The following is a 14,612-nucleotide window of genomic DNA, read 5'->3' as shown; positions in this document are numbered from 1 at the left end:
GCCGGCGTGTTATCGGGGGTGGTTCGCCACGGCGCGGGAGCGCCACAGCAGCCAGACGAAGTACGGGGTGCCGATCATGGCGGTGACCAGGCCGGCGGGGATCTGGGCCGGAGCGATGAACGTCCGGCCGAGGGTGTCGGCGATGCTGACCAGCGCCGCGCCGAGCAGGGCGGCCACCGGAAGCACCCGGGAGTGGCGGCCGCCGACGAGCGCCCGGGCGGCGTGCGGGGCGACCAGGCCGACGAAGCCGATGACCCCGACGGCGGAGACCGCGGTGGAGGTGAGCAGCGCCGCCGCGCCGAGCGCGACCAGCCGGGTGCGCTCCAGCCGGACGCCCAGCACCCGGGGGGTGTCGTCGTCCAGCGTCATCAGGTCGAGTTCGCGCCGGGCGGCGACCACCGCCGGCGTGAGCACCAGCAGGGCGATCAGCACCGGAAGCACCTGTGTGGACGTGCGGCCGTAGGTGGAACCGGACAGCCAGGTCAGCGCCTTCCCGGTGTTCCACGGGTCGAAGGCGACGATCAGGTACGTGATCACCGCGGTGCCGCCCTGCCAGGCGCCGAAGCCGATCAGCACGAGCCGGTCGGAGCTGAGCCCGCCGCCCCGCCAGGCGAGGCCGTAGACCAGGGCGAACGCCAGCATCGCGCCGAGCCCGGCGACGCCGGAGACAGCCCACACGCCGGCCAGCGGCACGAACGTGAGCAGCGCGACCGCGCCGAGTCCGGCGCCGGCGGTGATGCCGAGGATGCCGGGTTCGGCGAGCGGATTGCGACAGACCGCCTGCACGGTGGTGCCGGCGACCGCGAGCGCCGCGCCGGCCAGGACCGCCGCCGCGACGCGCGGCCACCGCTGGTCCAGCACGAAGGTGTACGCGGGCCCGGTGGTGCCGTTGACCCAGTTGACGAAGTCACCGAGGAGCACCCAGGTGTCGCCGGCGAGCATGCCGACCGTCACGGCGGCGACGGTGACCACGGCGGTGACGGCGACGACGGTGCGGTGGGATGCCGGGGACCGGACGGCCGCGTGCCCGCCGGGCGGGCGGCGGGTGGGGCCGGCGTCGCGGTGCCGGCGGGCCAACCAGATGAGGATCGCCGCGCCGAAGAGGGTGGTGACCACGCCGGTGGGAACCTCCACCCCGGCCTGCCCGCCCATGATGGCGCGCAGCAGCACGTCCGAGCCGAGCACGATGACCACCCCGGCGATGCCGGACAGCGGCAGCAGGACGCGGTGCCGGTGCACCCCGGGCACCACGGGGGCGAGCAGCCGGACGATCACCGGGGCGCACAGGCCGACGAAGCCGACCGGGCCGGTGAGGGTCACCGCCGCGGCGGACAGCAGCACCGCCAGCACGGTGACGGTGAGTCGGGTACGCCGGACGTCGAGGCCGAGCACAGTGGCGGTGTCGTCGCCGAGGGCGAGGATGTCCAGGCGGTGGCCGAGCAGCACCAGCACGATGATCGCGCCGACGATCACCGGGGCGAGCTGGGTCAGCGCGACCAGGTCGCTCTGCACCAGAGAACCGTTGCCCCAGGCGAACATACCGATGGTGGCCTGCTCGAACAGGAGCAGCAGCAGGGTGGTCACCGAGCTGAGCGCCACCGCGGTCGCCGAGCCGGCGAGGATGAGTCGGGTGGTGCCCGTCTGTCCACCGGCGGACATGGCCATCACCAGGCCGGCGGCGGCCAGTCCTCCACAGAAGGCCAGTGCGCCGGCCGGCAGTGCGGGCAGCGAGACGCCGAACGCGGCGACCGAGACGATCGCCAGGTGGGCGCCCGCGTTGACGGCGAGGGTGTCGGGGGAGGCGAGTGGGTTGCGGGCGATCGACTGCAGCGCGGCTCCGGCGACACCGAGCGCGACGCCGATGGCCAGCCCGGCGAGCAGTCGGGGCAGCCGGGAGGCGACCAGGACGCGGGCCGCCTCGTCGTCCGCGCCGGCGGCGAGCCGCAGCAGGTCCAGGGCGCCGACGGTGGAGGTGCCCTGGGTGAGGTGCACCGCGCCGACCACGAGCAGCAGCAGGGTCGCGGCGAGGAAGACGGCGACGACGCGGGGTACGGCCAGCCGCCCGCCCGGAGCTGGCCGGGTGGCCGGCTCCGGGCGCGGGGGTGCGATCAGCACGGTCACACCGTGTAGGTCTTGACGAGCTGGTCGATGTACTGCTTGCCGGACAGCGGACCGCCGAAGGTCCACACGCCGTCGGGCATCTTGTGCAGGTTGCCCCGCTGCAGGAAGGGCAGCGACTTCCAGATGGCGTTGCCGGCGAGACCGTCGGCGAACACGTCGTCGCCGTCGGAGGCGTTGTAGAAGAGGTGCAGGTTCGGGTCCTTGAGGACGGTCATGCCTTCGACGTCGGTCTGGCCGAGGCCCCACACCTCGTCGGTCTTGCCGGTCCAGGCGTTGGTGAGGCCGAGCTGGATGCCGATCTGGGAGACGAGCGCGCCCTGGCCGAACATCCGGATGCTCACGGTGCTGCCCTCCTTCCAGCCGTCGGCGATGGCGAACGGGCGGCCGGCGGCACCAGCGTCGGCGATCTTCTTCTTGCCGTCGGCGATGGCCGCGTCGAAGTCGGCGAGCAGCTTCTGCGCCTCGGTGGTCCTGCCGACCGCCTTGGCGATCATGGTGAGCTCCGTGCGCATCCGGCCGAGGTTGTCCTTGGCGTCGCTGCCCTTGGCGACCACGACGGGGACGTACTTCTCAAGCTGGCTGACCAGGGTGCCGCCCCGGTCGTCCTCCATCACCACCAGGTCGGGCTGGAGGGCGACGATCGAGTCGACGCTCGGCTCGCCGCGCGTGCCGACGTCCTTGACACCCGGGTCGAGCTTGGCGGCGCTGACCCAGGTGCCGTAGCCCTTGGGGTCGGCGACGCCGACGGGCTGGACGCCCAGGCTGACCAGCATCTCGACCTCACCCCACTCCAGGCCTACGACCTTGGTCGCCGGGGCCTTGAGGGTGACGTCCTTGCCGCGGCTGTCCGTGACGGTGACCGGCCCGCCGGCCGCCGAGGCCGCGGCCTCGGGGGTGGCGGTGTTCTCGGTGGTGCCGCAGGCGCTGAGCGACAGTGCGGCCACCACGGCGATGAGGGCGGTGAAACGGGTACGGGTCATGACGATCTTTCTCTGGTACGGAGCGGGGTGGTCGTTCAGACCGGGGTGCGGGTCAGGTGCCGTCCCACGGGGCGGGTGGTGACCAGCCCGCTGAGCGGGTCGGTGCTCACCTCGATCCGGATCCCGTAGGTCTCGGTCAGGGCGTTCTCGGTGAACACCGCGGCCGGGGTGCCGGTGGCGCGGACCCGGCCGTTGTGCAGCAGGACCACCTCGTCGGCCACGGCGGCTGCCTGGTTGAGGTCGTGCAGCACGACGCCGACGGCGACGCCGTGGTCGTCGGCGAGGTCACGGACCAGGTCGAGGATCTCCACCTGGTAGCGCAGGTCGAGGAAGGTTGTGGGCTCGTCGAGGAGCAGGACCGGGGTGTCCTGGGCCAGACAGGTGGCCAACCACACCCGCTGCAACTCGCCGCCGGAAAGTTCGTCGACCGGACGGTCCGCCATCGCGGTGACGCCGGTGACGTCCATGGCCCGGGCGATGGCGACGGGACCGTTCGGATCCTCTGCCCGCCAGCGTCCCCGGTAGGGGTGACGCCCGTACCCCACCACGTCCCGGACGGTGACCCCGCTGGGTACCGGCCGGCTCTGGGCGAGCAGGGTGACCCGACGGGCGAACTCCCTGGCCGGCAGGCTTGCCGCCGCGCCGCCGTCGGCGAGGTGAACCATGCCGGCCTCGATCGGGTGCAGCCGGGCCAGGGCGCGCAGCAGGGTGGACTTGCCGCTGCCGTTGGGCCCGACGAGCGCGGTCACCGCACCCCGGCGGAGGCCGATCGCCGCGCCGTGCACCACGGTCACGCCGTGGTAACCCAGGCGGAGGCCGACGCCCGACAGGCGGTGTTCCCCGGTGGCCGACGCCAACTCCTTCTGCATGAGGTTAGGCTAACCTAACCATCGGATGATCTGTCAAGACGAGTCCCGACCTGCGTTTTCCCGCCGCGCCCCGCGCATCGACGTCGTTGAGCGCGGTCCGTGTCCGGTGGCGGACGGCAGCTCGGTGAATACCAAAGAGAAAATGCGGATCCGCTGCCACTGACTGCGGCGGGTCTGGTGGTTACGGTCGTGGATGCCGAGGTTTCCCGACCACCCGAGGAGCGACCGTATGCCCCCCTCGCCGTCCCGGCTCTTCTCGGAGATAGCGACAGCGGAACGCCCGACCGAGACCAGGGTGATCATGCGGCGGGCGGTGGTGCTCGGTGGCAGCATCGCCGGGCTCATGGCGGCTCGGGTGTTGAGTGACCATGCCGACGAAGTGCTCGTCATCGAGCGCGATTCGTCCGATGTGGATGACCGGCCGCGCCCCGGTGTGCCGCAGGGCAGCCAGGTGCACGCGCTGCTGCCCTCCGGTCAGATCCAGTTGGAACGCTGGTTTCCCGGCATCGTCGACGAGGCGCTCGCGCTCGGCGCCCCACCGCCGCCGACCGACCAGGGCGCGGCGAAGATCTTCGTGAACGGCGTGCTGGGGCTGCCGCCGGCGCCATCCGGCACCGGCCCGATGCTGATCACCACACGTCCGTTCCTGGAGGCGCTGGTCCGGCGGCGGACCCTCGCGGTCGACAACATCCGGATGGTGTACGGCCGGGCGGACGGCCTGGTCTTCGCCGACCGGCGCGTCACCGGCGCACGGTACGTGCCGGACGGCGGGACCGAGCCGATCGTCGAACCGGCTGACCTCGTGGTCGACGCGATGGGCCGATCCAGCCGGCTCAGCGACTGGCTGGCCGACAACGGGTGGCCACGCCCGCCGATGCGGCGGATGCCGATCAAACTGAACTACGCGACCGCGCTCTACAAGCAGGACCCGACGGTCAGCGACACCTGGGTGGTGGTCTACCACACCATGGCCGGCAAGGGCCGTTCCGCCCGGATCGGTGGGATCAACTCGGTCGAGGGTGGCCGTTGGATCATGCTGGTCGCCGGCTACGACGAGGACCGGCCCAGCCGCGACGTCGCCGACTTCACCGCCCGCTGCCGCCAGCACTATCCGCACATGTTCGGCGACATCGCCGAACGTGGCGAGATGCTCGGCGGGGTGGTCACGTACCACCAGGCGGACAGCCGACGCCGGGACTTCCACAAGCTCGACCGGATGCCCGCCGGACTGGTCGCGGCCGGAGACGCGATCGCGTCCTTCAACCCGGTGTACGGCCAGGGCATGACCTCCGCGATGCTGCACGCGTCCTGCCTGTCGGCGTACCTGCGCTCCGGCCCGAAACTGCACGAGGAGGCGGCGCGGACGTACTTCGACCAGGTGCGGGTGATCGTCGACGCCGCCTGGCAGATCTCCACCTCGGCCGACATCGAGCTCCCACACGTCGACGGCCCGTACCCACCCGGGTACAAGGTCACCAAATGGTTCGGTGACCTGGTCTTCCGGACGTCGCTGGCCGATCCGGTGCTCAACGCCCGGCTGGGCCGGGTCACCACCATGCTCGATCACCCGGCGACGCTGAGCCGGCCCGGCACCCTGCTCCGGGCGCTCCGGCTCGGCCTGTTCCGCGGCCGGCCCGCCGCCACCTCGGCGCACACCCCCTAGCCCTGCCGCATGGCGGCCGATGACCACCAGCGGGTTGCCGGCGGCTCGATGGACGAGGTGGGGGATGCTGGGTCCGTGCAGATCACCATCCTCGGGCCACTCGCCGTCGACGGCCGGCCGGTCCGGGGGGAGCGACTCGCCGCGGTGGTCCGCGCGCTCGTCGACGCGCGGGGGCGGGCGGTCTCCACCACCCTGCTCGTGGACGCCGTGTGGGACGGCACGCCGCCCGACGACGCGACCGGCGCCGTCCAGGCGCTCGTCTCCCGGGTACGCCGTCTCGGGCTGCCCGTGGTCGCGGTTCCGGGGGGATACCGCCTGCCCGCCGAGGAGATCTCCGTCGACGCGGTCGAGGCACGGACGCTCGTCGAGCGGGGGCGTGCCGTGCTCCGTACCGGTGACGCCTCGGGCGCCCGCCACTCGGCCGACCAGGCCCGCGCACTGTTCCCCGAGGTCCCGGAACTCGTCACCGCCGAGGAAGCGCGCCTGTTCGCGGACGTCGCCGCGCTGCGCGCACAGGCCGCCCTCGCCGGTGCGGGGCCGTTCGACGAGGCCGACCTGCGCCGGCTCGTCGCGCGTACGCCGCCGGACGAGCCGTCGGCGGCCCTGCTCGTCCGGGTGCTCGCCGCCCAGGGCCGGGACGCGGACGCGCTGGAGGTGGTCGAGCGACTCCGTGCCGAACTGGCGGACCGCTACGGCACCGACCCGTCGCCCGTGATCACACAGGTCCACCTGGCGCTGCTGCGCGGCGAACTCACCAGCCCGGCCGTCGTGGCGCCACCCCGGCCTCCGGCGCGGATCGCCCTGCCCGCCGCGTGGCGGCGGCCGGTGACCGCCCTCGTCGGCCGGGAGCGGGACGTCGAGACCGTCGGCGGAGCGCTGACGGAGGCGCCGCTGGTGACGATCGTGGCGACCGGCGGCGCGGGTAAGACCCGGCTCGCGGCCGAGGTGGCGCGGCGCGCGGCGGCGGCCGGGCAGACGGTACGGGTGATCGAACTCGCCGGCCTGCGCTCGCCCGACGCTGTGCTGCCCACGGTGCTCGCGGCACTCGGCGGAGCGGACACCTCGGCGACCGGCGGCAACCTGGGCCTCGAACGGCGGGTGCTCAGCCCCGAGGAACGGTTGCGCGCCGTGGCGCCGGACCTCGACGGGCTGATCGTGCTCGACAACTGCGAGCATGTTCTCGACGCGGCGGCCACCGTCGTCGCGGACCTGATCGCGGTGGTCCCGCCCGAGGTCGCCGTCCTCGCGACGAGCCGGGCCCCGCTCGGCCTCGCCGGCGAGCTGGTCCACCGCCTGACCGTGTTGTCCGACGACGACGCACTCGGGCTGGTGGAGGCCCGGGCGAGGGCCGGAGGGGCGGTGCCCACCTGGGACACCGAACGGGCGCTCGCGCTGTGCCACCGGCTCGACAACCTGCCGCTGGCTCTCGAACTGGCCGCCGCGCGACTGCGGCACATGCCGATCGACGACGTGCTCGCCGGGCTGACCGACCGGTTCGCGCTGCTCGACGACGCGTTGCGGGGCCTGCCGGAACGGCACGCGAGCCTGTGGGCGATGGTCGACTGGAGCCGGGAACTGCTCGCGCCCGACGACCGCGAACTGCTCCAACGGCTCGCGGTCATTCCCGCGGCGTTCACCGCGGACCTCGCCGCCGCGGTCGCGCGGGCCCCGGACGTACGACGGGGCCTGGCGACGCTCGTCGAACAGTCTCTGCTGACCCTGGTCGAGGGGGACGACCCGCCCCGCTACCGGATGCTCGAAACCGTCCGCGAGTACGGTGAGGCCCGGCTCGACGCGGCCGGTGACCGGGATCCGGCCATAGCCGGCCTGGTCGGTTGGGCCCGGGAGCAGGCGGTCGCGGTCGCGGACCGGTTCGTCGGGCCCGGCCAGATCGAGGCGCTCGCCCGCTGCGCCGCCGAGCAGGAGAACCTGATCGCGGGCCTGCGCTGGGCTCTCGGGTCTGGTGACGAGCCGGCCACGGTCGATATCGCCACCGCGCTGTTCCACCTCTGGTCGGTGCGCGGCCTGCACCTCGAGGTCGTCGGCTGGGCGCGGGGTCTGCTGCACGTCGAGGACCCGGACCGGAGGCGGGCATCGGCGATCCTGCGCGGACGGGCCGCCGGCCGGCCGCTGCCCGACGCCGACCGGCTGGCCTGGATGTGCCTGGTGATCGGCGTCAACGCCGGTATCGGCGGCGAGCTCCGGCTCGCCGTACTCGCCAGACGGGCCCTGCGAACGCTCCTCGCCGAGCGGCCCGCGGAGATGTCGCCCCGGCAGATCGTTCTCGCGTCGGCGTTGCCCGCGTTCGACGCCTCCGACACGGACCGGGGCATGAAGGGCGCCGCCGAGATGATCGCGCACCCGGACCCGTACGTGCAGGGCCTCGGCCACTTCGCCCGCGCCGCCATCCAGGAGAACGGCGGCATGGCCGAGCCGTCGGTGGTCGACGCCGAGCAGGCGTACCGCCGCTTCGAGGTGGCCGGTGACCACTGGGGCATGGCGATGGCGGCGGGGGCCATCGGGCAGTTCCTGATTCCACGCGGGGGCGCCGACTCGGCCGAGTGGTTGGCGCGCAGCATCCGGCACATGGAACTGATCGGCGCGGCGCAGGACGCCCGGTCGACCCGGGTACGGCTGGACGCGCAGCTTGCCCTGACCGGCGACGCGGAAGCCGAGCGGCGGCTGGGCGAGGCGGCGACGCCGGGCGAGGCCGAGGACATGGACTCCGCGCTGGCACGCCTCGGGCTGGCCCACCTCGCGTGGCAACGCGAGCGGTACGACGAGGCGCTCGCCCACGCCGACGGGGTGACCCGGAGGCTGGCCGGGTGGGCCGGCGGGCCACCGCAGCCCCGCGTCATCCTCCGGGTCGCGGTGGCGGTCCTCCAGCTGCGGGTGGCCCAGGTGCGACCTGGCTCCGGGGAGGACGCCGACACTACCGCGACCGCGTTGCTGAGGCTCGCCCGGGAGGAGGCGCTGTCGACGAGGGACCTGCCGGTGATCGGGTCGTGGGCGCTGGGTGGTGCCGAACTGGCGGCGTACCGGGGTGACATAGCGACCGTGCGGGAACTGTTCGCGCTCGGGGCGCGCGTCGGAGCCACCTTCGGGTTTCTCGCCCCGCCCGGTGACGCCGAACGGCTCACTGCCGCCCTCGGGGACGAGGAGCAGCGTGAGCCGTTGCTGGCCGTGTGGCGCGAGCGGCCGGCCGCCGCGGTCATCGCCCGGGTCCGTGAGCTGATGGACGACCTGCTCGCCTAGCTAGATCTTCTTGCGGTACGCGCGCAACGCCAGCGGCATGAACACCGCCACGAAGCCGGCACACCAGGCGAGCGTCCACCACACGTGTGAGCCGACCGGTGTGCCGAGGAACAGCCCGCGCACCGCGGCCACCAGGTGGGTCATCGGGTTGACGTCCACGAACGCCTGCATCCAGCCCGGCAGGGTGTCGGCGCTGACGAACACGTTCGACGCGAAACTCAGCGGCATGATCAACGCGAACATCAGGCCCTGCACGGCGCCCGGGGTACGCACCTTCATCGAGACGAACACCGGCAGCCAGCTCAGGCAGAGCGCGAACAGCACCGCGAGCAGGCAACCGGCGACCGCCCGGAGCGGGTCGGAGTCGATCCGGAAGCCGAGCACGTAACCGATCGCGAGGGTCGAGATCGTGACGATCACGTACCGTACGACGTCGCCCAGGACCGCGCCGACCAACGGCGCCGAGCGGGGGATCGGCAGCGACCGGAACCGGTCGAAGATGCCCTTGGCGATGTCGGTGTTCAGGTTGACGCCGATCGCGATGGCGCCGGTGGCGATGGTCTGCGCCAGGATGCCGGGCAACAGGAACTGCAGGTAGTCATGGGTGGACCCGGCGACCGCGCCGCCGAAGATGTACACGAAGATGACCAGGAACAGCACCGGTTGCAGCGTGACGTCGATGAGTGCCTCGGGGGTACGCCAGGTCTTGATGAGGCTGCGTTTGGCGAGCGCCAGGGAGTGCCGGACGAGCCGGAACGGTCGCGGGTTCGGAACGGCCGTCGAGAGCGCCGGGCTCTTCGCGGGTGCTGGGCCGACCAGGGTGCTCATGCGGCGACCTCCTTCAGGCTGGTGGTGTCGTCCTCGGATGCGGTACGCCCGGTGAGGGTGAAGAACACCTCGTCGAGGCTCGGCAGGTGCAGGGAGAGTTCGGTGACCGCGATGCCGGCGGCGGCGAACCGCGCGACGCTCTCGATCAGGGCCTCGTCGTCGGTGACCGGCACCGCGAGCACGCCCTTGCGGATCTCGTCGGCCTGCGCGCCGGAGCCGACCTCGGACAGGATCGCCGCGACCCGCCGCAGGTGCGCGGGGTCGGACGGCCGGACCTCGAGGGTCTGGCCGCCGACCACCCGCTTGAGCCCCTCGGGTGTGTCGTACGCGATGACCCGGCCGTGGTCGATCACCGTGATCGCGTCCGCCAGCGCGTCGGCCTCCTCCAGGTACTGCGTGGTGAGCAGCACGGTCGAGCCGTTCGTGACCAACGATCGGACCACGTCCCACATGTCCTCGCGCTTGGCCGGGTCGAGCCCTGTGGTCGGCTCGTCCAGGAAGATCACATCCGGCGAGCCGACGAGGCTCGCGGCCAGGTCCAGGCGCCGCCGCATACCGCCGGAGTAGGTCTTGGCCTGCCGGTCTGCGGCGGCGGTCAGATCGAACCATTCGAGCAGTTCGGCGGCCCGCCGTCGGGAGCCGTTGCGCCCCAGCTCCATCAGCGTGCCGAACAGCTCCAGGTTCTGCCGTCCGGTCAGGTCCTCGTCGACCGAGGCGTACTGGCCGGTGAGGCCGATCGTCTGCCGGACCCGCTCGGCGTCGCGTACGACGTCGAAGCCGCTGATCCGGGCGCTGCCGCCGTCCGGGGCCAGGAGCGTGGAGAGGATGCGTACGGCGGTGGTCTTGCCGGCGCCGTTGGGGCCGAGCACCCCGAGCACCGTCCCCCGGGGCACGGCGAGGTCCACGCCCTGAAGCGCTCTCGTCCGCCCGAAGGTCTTGACGAGGCCCTCGGCCTCGATCACCAGGTCAGTTGTCATGTCGTAGAGCCTGCGCGGGTCGCCTGACACCGTCCTGACACGCCGCCGACACGGGTGCCGACACGCCACCGACCCCGAGGCCCGACGCGTCGCCGAGGCGGTGGCGGCCTCGCCGCCGCGCGCCGGCGGGCTGCCACTGAACGCACCACGGCGCGCGGTCGGCGCGCCGGGGTGTACGGAACGGCACGGCAGCGACGAGAATGCCGACCAACGTGAATGTCTCTCCGGCAACGACGTCTGGGGGACGCGACGGGGGGAGGACGCGGTGACAGCAGCACAACGCCTCGGCGCGGCGGGGGTGGTCCTGGGCCTGGTCATGGCCGGGTTGACGACACCCCCGGCCGGCGCGCACCAGCGCGATCGCGGCTACTCGGCCGAGATCCGCCGCGCGTCCTACGGCGTCCCGCACATCACCGCCACCAGCTACGCCAACCTCGGCTTCGGGGTGGGGTACGTGCAGGCGGAGGACAACCTCTGCGTGATCGCCGAGAAGGTGGTGACGGTCAACGGCGAGCGCTCCCGCTACTTCGGCGCGACCGGCCCGACCGACGCGAACGTGCGCAGCGACCTGTTCTTCCGCAAGGCCATCGACGACCGGACGGTGCAGCGGCTGCTCGACGGCCGCCGCGACGGCGTGCACTCGCCGTCCAACGACGTCCGCGACCAGATCCGCGGCTTCGTCGCCGGCTACAACTCCTACCTGCGCCGCACCGGTGCGGCGAAGCTCACCGACCCGGCGTGCCGGGCCAAGCCGTGGGTGCGCCCGCTCACCGAGCTGGACATCTGGCGTACCACCTGGGCCAGCATGGTCCGGGCCGGCTCCCGGGCGGTGCTCGATGGGATCGTCGCCGCCGCACCGCCCACCGCCACCGGCCCGGCCGCCGCCCAGGACGCGCCCGGCGCGGCCGCGGTGCTCGCCGCGAAAGACGGCGCGCCCGCCGGGGTGGGCAGCAACGCCTACGGGCTCGGCGAGGCGGCGACCGCCAACCGGGGCGGCATGGTGCTGGCCAACCCGCACTTTCCATGGGACGGCGCGGAACGCTTCTACCGGATGCACCTCAAGGTGCCGGGTCGGTACGACGTCGAGGGCGCCGCGCTGATCGGCGACCCGATCGTCGAGATCGGGCACAATCGCACCATGGCGTGGAGCCACACCGTCTCCACCGCCCGGCGGTTCGTGTGGCACCGCCTCGCGCTGGTTCCTGGCGACCCCACGTCGTACTACGTGGACGGCAAGCCGCGACAGATGACCACCCGCACGGTCACCGTCCAGGTGCCCGGCCCGAGCGGTGGCACGGTACCGGTCAGCCGGACCTTCCACGACACCCACTTCGGGCCGGTCGTGGTGGTGCCCGGCACCTTCGACTGGACCGCCGGCACCGCGTACGCCATCACCGACATCAACGCCACCAACAACCGGGCCTTCGACGGCTGGTTGCAGATGGGCCGCGCCGAGACGGTCCGCGACCTGAAGCGGGTGCTCGACCGCTACCAGTTCCTGCCCTGGGTCAACGTGATCGCCGCCGACGCCCGCGGTGAGGCGCTCTACGCCGACCACTCGGTGGTGCCCCGGGTGACCGACGCCCTCGCCGCCGCCTGCATCCCGGCGCCGTTCCAGCCGCTCTACGCCAGCAGCGGCCAGGCCGTCCTGGACGGCTCCCGGTCGGCCTGCGCGCTCGGCGCCGACCCGGACGCCGCCGTGCCCGGCATCCTCGGCCCGGCGAACCTGCCGGTCCGCTTCCGCACCGACTACGTCACCAACTCCAACGACAGCTACTGGTTGGCCAACCCGCAGGCCCCGCTGGAGGGCTACGCGCGGATCATCGGCGACGAACGCACCCCGCGCAGCCTGCGGACCCGTCTCGGCCTCGACCAGGTGCAGCAGCGCCTCGCCGGCACCGACGGTCTGCCGGGGCGCGGGTTCACCGCCGACCGGCTGTGGCGGACGGTCTTCGGCAACCGGGTGTACGGCGGTGAGCTGGTCCGCGACGACCTGGTGGCGCTCTGCACCGCCCAGCCCACCGGCACCGCGTCGAACGGCGCGACCGTCGACCTGCGTGCCGCCTGCACCGCACTGGCCCGCTGGGACCTGCACGCCGACCTGAACAGCCGCGGCGCGCACCTGTTCACCGAGTTCGTCCTGGCCAACGGGCTGCGCTTCGCCGACACCTTCGCCGTCAGCGACCCGGTGCGCACGCCGCGCCGGCTCGACACCACCAACCCGGGCGTCCGCACCGCGCTCGCCGACGCCGTGCAGCGCCTCGCCGGCATCCCGCTCGACGCCCGTCTCGGCGACATCCAGACCGAGCCGCGCGGCGACCGGCGTATCCCGATCCATGGTGGACGCGCCGAGGCCGGCATCTTCAACATGATCATCAACAACCGGGTGCCGGGCGTCGGCTACCCGAAGGTGGTGCACGGCTCGTCGTTCGTGATGGCCGTCGAGTTGGGCCCGCACGGGCCGTCCGGGCGGCAGATCCTGACCTACTCCCAGTCGACCAACCCGAACTCCCCCTGGTACGGCGACCAGACCGCGCTCTACTCCGGCAAGGGCTGGGACACGATCAAGTACACCGAGGCGCAGATCAAGGCCGACCCGAACCTGCGCACGTACCGGGTGAGCGAGGGCCGCCACCACTGAGACGCGGCCCGGCCGGGCTCCCTGGCGGGGAGCCCGGCCGGTTCGGTCGGCGCCTCCGTAGAGCTGTCCGGCTCAGCGGGGGGCGTGCTGTGCGGAGGCGGGTGCGCGAAGACCACGGAGTCCCGGTTGGCGGCTCCGATCAACAGCAGGCAGCGTGCCCCGGCGGGTATGGTGACGTCCCCCAGGGTGACCTGTCGGCGGGTCACCCTGAGCCAGCCGTCGATGGCGGGTGCGAACCGGAGCGTCTCGGCCACGAACGCGGGGACGGACAGCGGGTCGGCGGCGATCGCCCGCCACCGCTGCGGGCTGGACAGCGCCTGGTCGAGGGCGTGGGAGAGCAGCCCGGCGGTGGTCTCGTGGCCGGCGACCAGGAGGTTGAAGGCGAGGCTCGCCACCTCGGTCACGGTCAACACGTCGTCGCGGTAGGTCAGGGCCCGGCTGATGAAGTCGTCGCCGAGGTGCCCACCGTTGGCCCGTTGGCGGACCAGTTCCTGGCAGTAGTGCCAGAACTCGAGCAGACCCTGCGCCAGGCGTACCTGTTCCTCCGGATCGGGCCGCCCCCAGATGAGGGCGATCTGGCCGTCCGCCCAACTCCGGATCCGCCTGATGTCGGCGTCGGGCACTCCGAGGATGTCCAGGACGACCAGCAGGGGAAGCGCGGTGGCGAATTCCGGGACGAGATCGACCTGCCGGCCCTGGCGGGCGACCAGCCGGGACACCAGTTGGTCGACCCGGCGACGGACGATCGGGCCGTACTGGGCCTCGACCCGGTCCGGGGTGTTCGCGAAGGTCGCGCGCAGGGCCCGACGGGTGCGGGGGTGTACGGGCGGATCCGCGGCGGCGGTGGTGGGCGGCGCGTCGATCTGCATGATGACGCTCATCGCCTCCGGGCAGACCTCGTAGACCGGAGCGAGGGTGAGGGCGTTGCCGAAGGTCCCGGCATCGGCGAGCGCGCGCCGGACGTGCTCGTGCCTGCTGATCAACCACAGGCCCAGATCCTCGGCGTAGTGCACCCCGGCGGGATCGTCGAGAATGCGTCGCCACACGCTGGCCGGATCGCTGAGATAGGTCCCGGTGAACGGATTCAACCGCATGTAACGCCTCCTGTTGCGCGCGGCGTGAAATCGGCAGCGCCCCCATTCAGCGAACCGCGTCAGTCGGGCCGATAATGGCGCGGATCTGCCTCTTACTCTTCACGGTGCGCTGACGAGCTGCACAAGTCAAGATTGGCAGTCGTCTATTTATTGGACGTCGTAATTGCGTGGTGCAACGGACGGG

At 72.6% G+C, this 14,612-nt stretch carries 9 protein-coding genes; 3 read left to right on the top strand and 6 right to left on the bottom strand.

All coding sequences use genetic code 11. From position 1 onward, the window contains the following. Positions 1–9: 9 nt before the first annotated feature. Genes ABZU69_RS25160 through ABZU69_RS25150 form a run of 3 tightly spaced genes read right to left on the bottom strand, consistent with a single transcriptional unit; the run spans position 10 to position 3,970 of the window. Entirely contained in the window at positions 10–2,112 is a 2,103-nt protein-coding gene (locus ABZU69_RS25160; protein WP_354966903.1) for an iron ABC transporter permease, read from the bottom strand. A gap of 5 nt (positions 2,113–2,117) precedes the next feature. Further along, on the bottom strand, positions 2,118–3,101 hold the full coding sequence (locus ABZU69_RS25155; protein ID WP_354966803.1) for an iron-siderophore ABC transporter substrate-binding protein: 984 nt from the start codon (positions 3,099–3,101) through the stop codon (positions 2,118–2,120). 35 nt (positions 3,102–3,136) lie between these two features. After that, the gene (locus ABZU69_RS25150; protein WP_354966802.1) at positions 3,137–3,970 is read right to left on the bottom strand and encodes an ABC transporter ATP-binding protein; all 834 of its coding nucleotides are present in this window, start codon (positions 3,968–3,970) and stop codon (positions 3,137–3,139) included. 229 nt (positions 3,971–4,199) lie between these two features. Between ABZU69_RS25150 and ABZU69_RS25145 the strand changes: the two genes are divergently transcribed. Then, positions 4,200–5,633, top strand: coding sequence for an FAD-dependent oxidoreductase (locus tag ABZU69_RS25145; protein ID WP_354966801.1), 1,434 nt, complete (start codon positions 4,200–4,202; stop codon positions 5,631–5,633). A gap of 9 nt (positions 5,634–5,642) precedes the next feature. Continuing rightward, positions 5,643–8,888 (top strand): BTAD domain-containing putative transcriptional regulator, encoded by a 3,246-nt coding sequence (locus ABZU69_RS25140; RefSeq protein WP_354966800.1) that lies wholly within the window; start codon positions 5,643–5,645, stop codon positions 8,886–8,888. Here the strand turns inward: ABZU69_RS25140 and ABZU69_RS25135 are convergent, their stop codons facing one another. Together ABZU69_RS25135 and ABZU69_RS25130 are read right to left on the bottom strand one after the other, a co-directional pair. Then, the gene (locus ABZU69_RS25135; protein WP_354966799.1) at positions 8,889–9,716 is read right to left on the bottom strand and encodes an ABC transporter permease; all 828 of its coding nucleotides are present in this window, start codon (positions 9,714–9,716) and stop codon (positions 8,889–8,891) included. Next, a complete protein-coding gene (locus ABZU69_RS25130) occupies positions 9,713–10,693 on the bottom strand; it encodes an ATP-binding cassette domain-containing protein (RefSeq protein ID WP_354966798.1) in 981 nt (326 codons plus the stop codon). The genes ABZU69_RS25135 and ABZU69_RS25130 overlap by 4 nt, the downstream gene beginning before the upstream one ends. Positions 10,694–11,009: 316 nt before the next feature. On the opposite strand from ABZU69_RS25130, the gene ABZU69_RS25125 reads away from it, so the two are divergent. Next, positions 11,010–13,334 carry an acylase gene (locus ABZU69_RS25125; protein ID WP_354966902.1) on the top strand — a complete coding sequence of 775 codons (2,325 nt, stop codon included), beginning with the start codon at positions 11,010–11,012 and terminating at the stop codon, positions 13,332–13,334. Here ABZU69_RS25125 and ABZU69_RS25120 read toward each other — a convergent pair. After that, positions 13,232–14,428, bottom strand: a complete 1,197-nt coding sequence (locus tag ABZU69_RS25120) for a cytochrome P450 (RefSeq protein ID WP_354966797.1) — start codon at positions 14,426–14,428, stop codon at positions 13,232–13,234. The two genes, ABZU69_RS25125 and ABZU69_RS25120, sit on opposite strands and share 103 nt — an antisense overlap. Positions 14,429–14,612: the final 184 nt, after the last annotated feature.

It is taken from the genome of Micromonospora sp. NPDC005206, from assembly GCF_040608175.1.
In the GTDB taxonomy this organism is placed as follows: Bacteria; Actinomycetota; Actinomycetes; order Mycobacteriales; family Micromonosporaceae; genus Micromonospora.
This window is presented reverse-complemented; position numbering and strand designations above follow the sequence as displayed.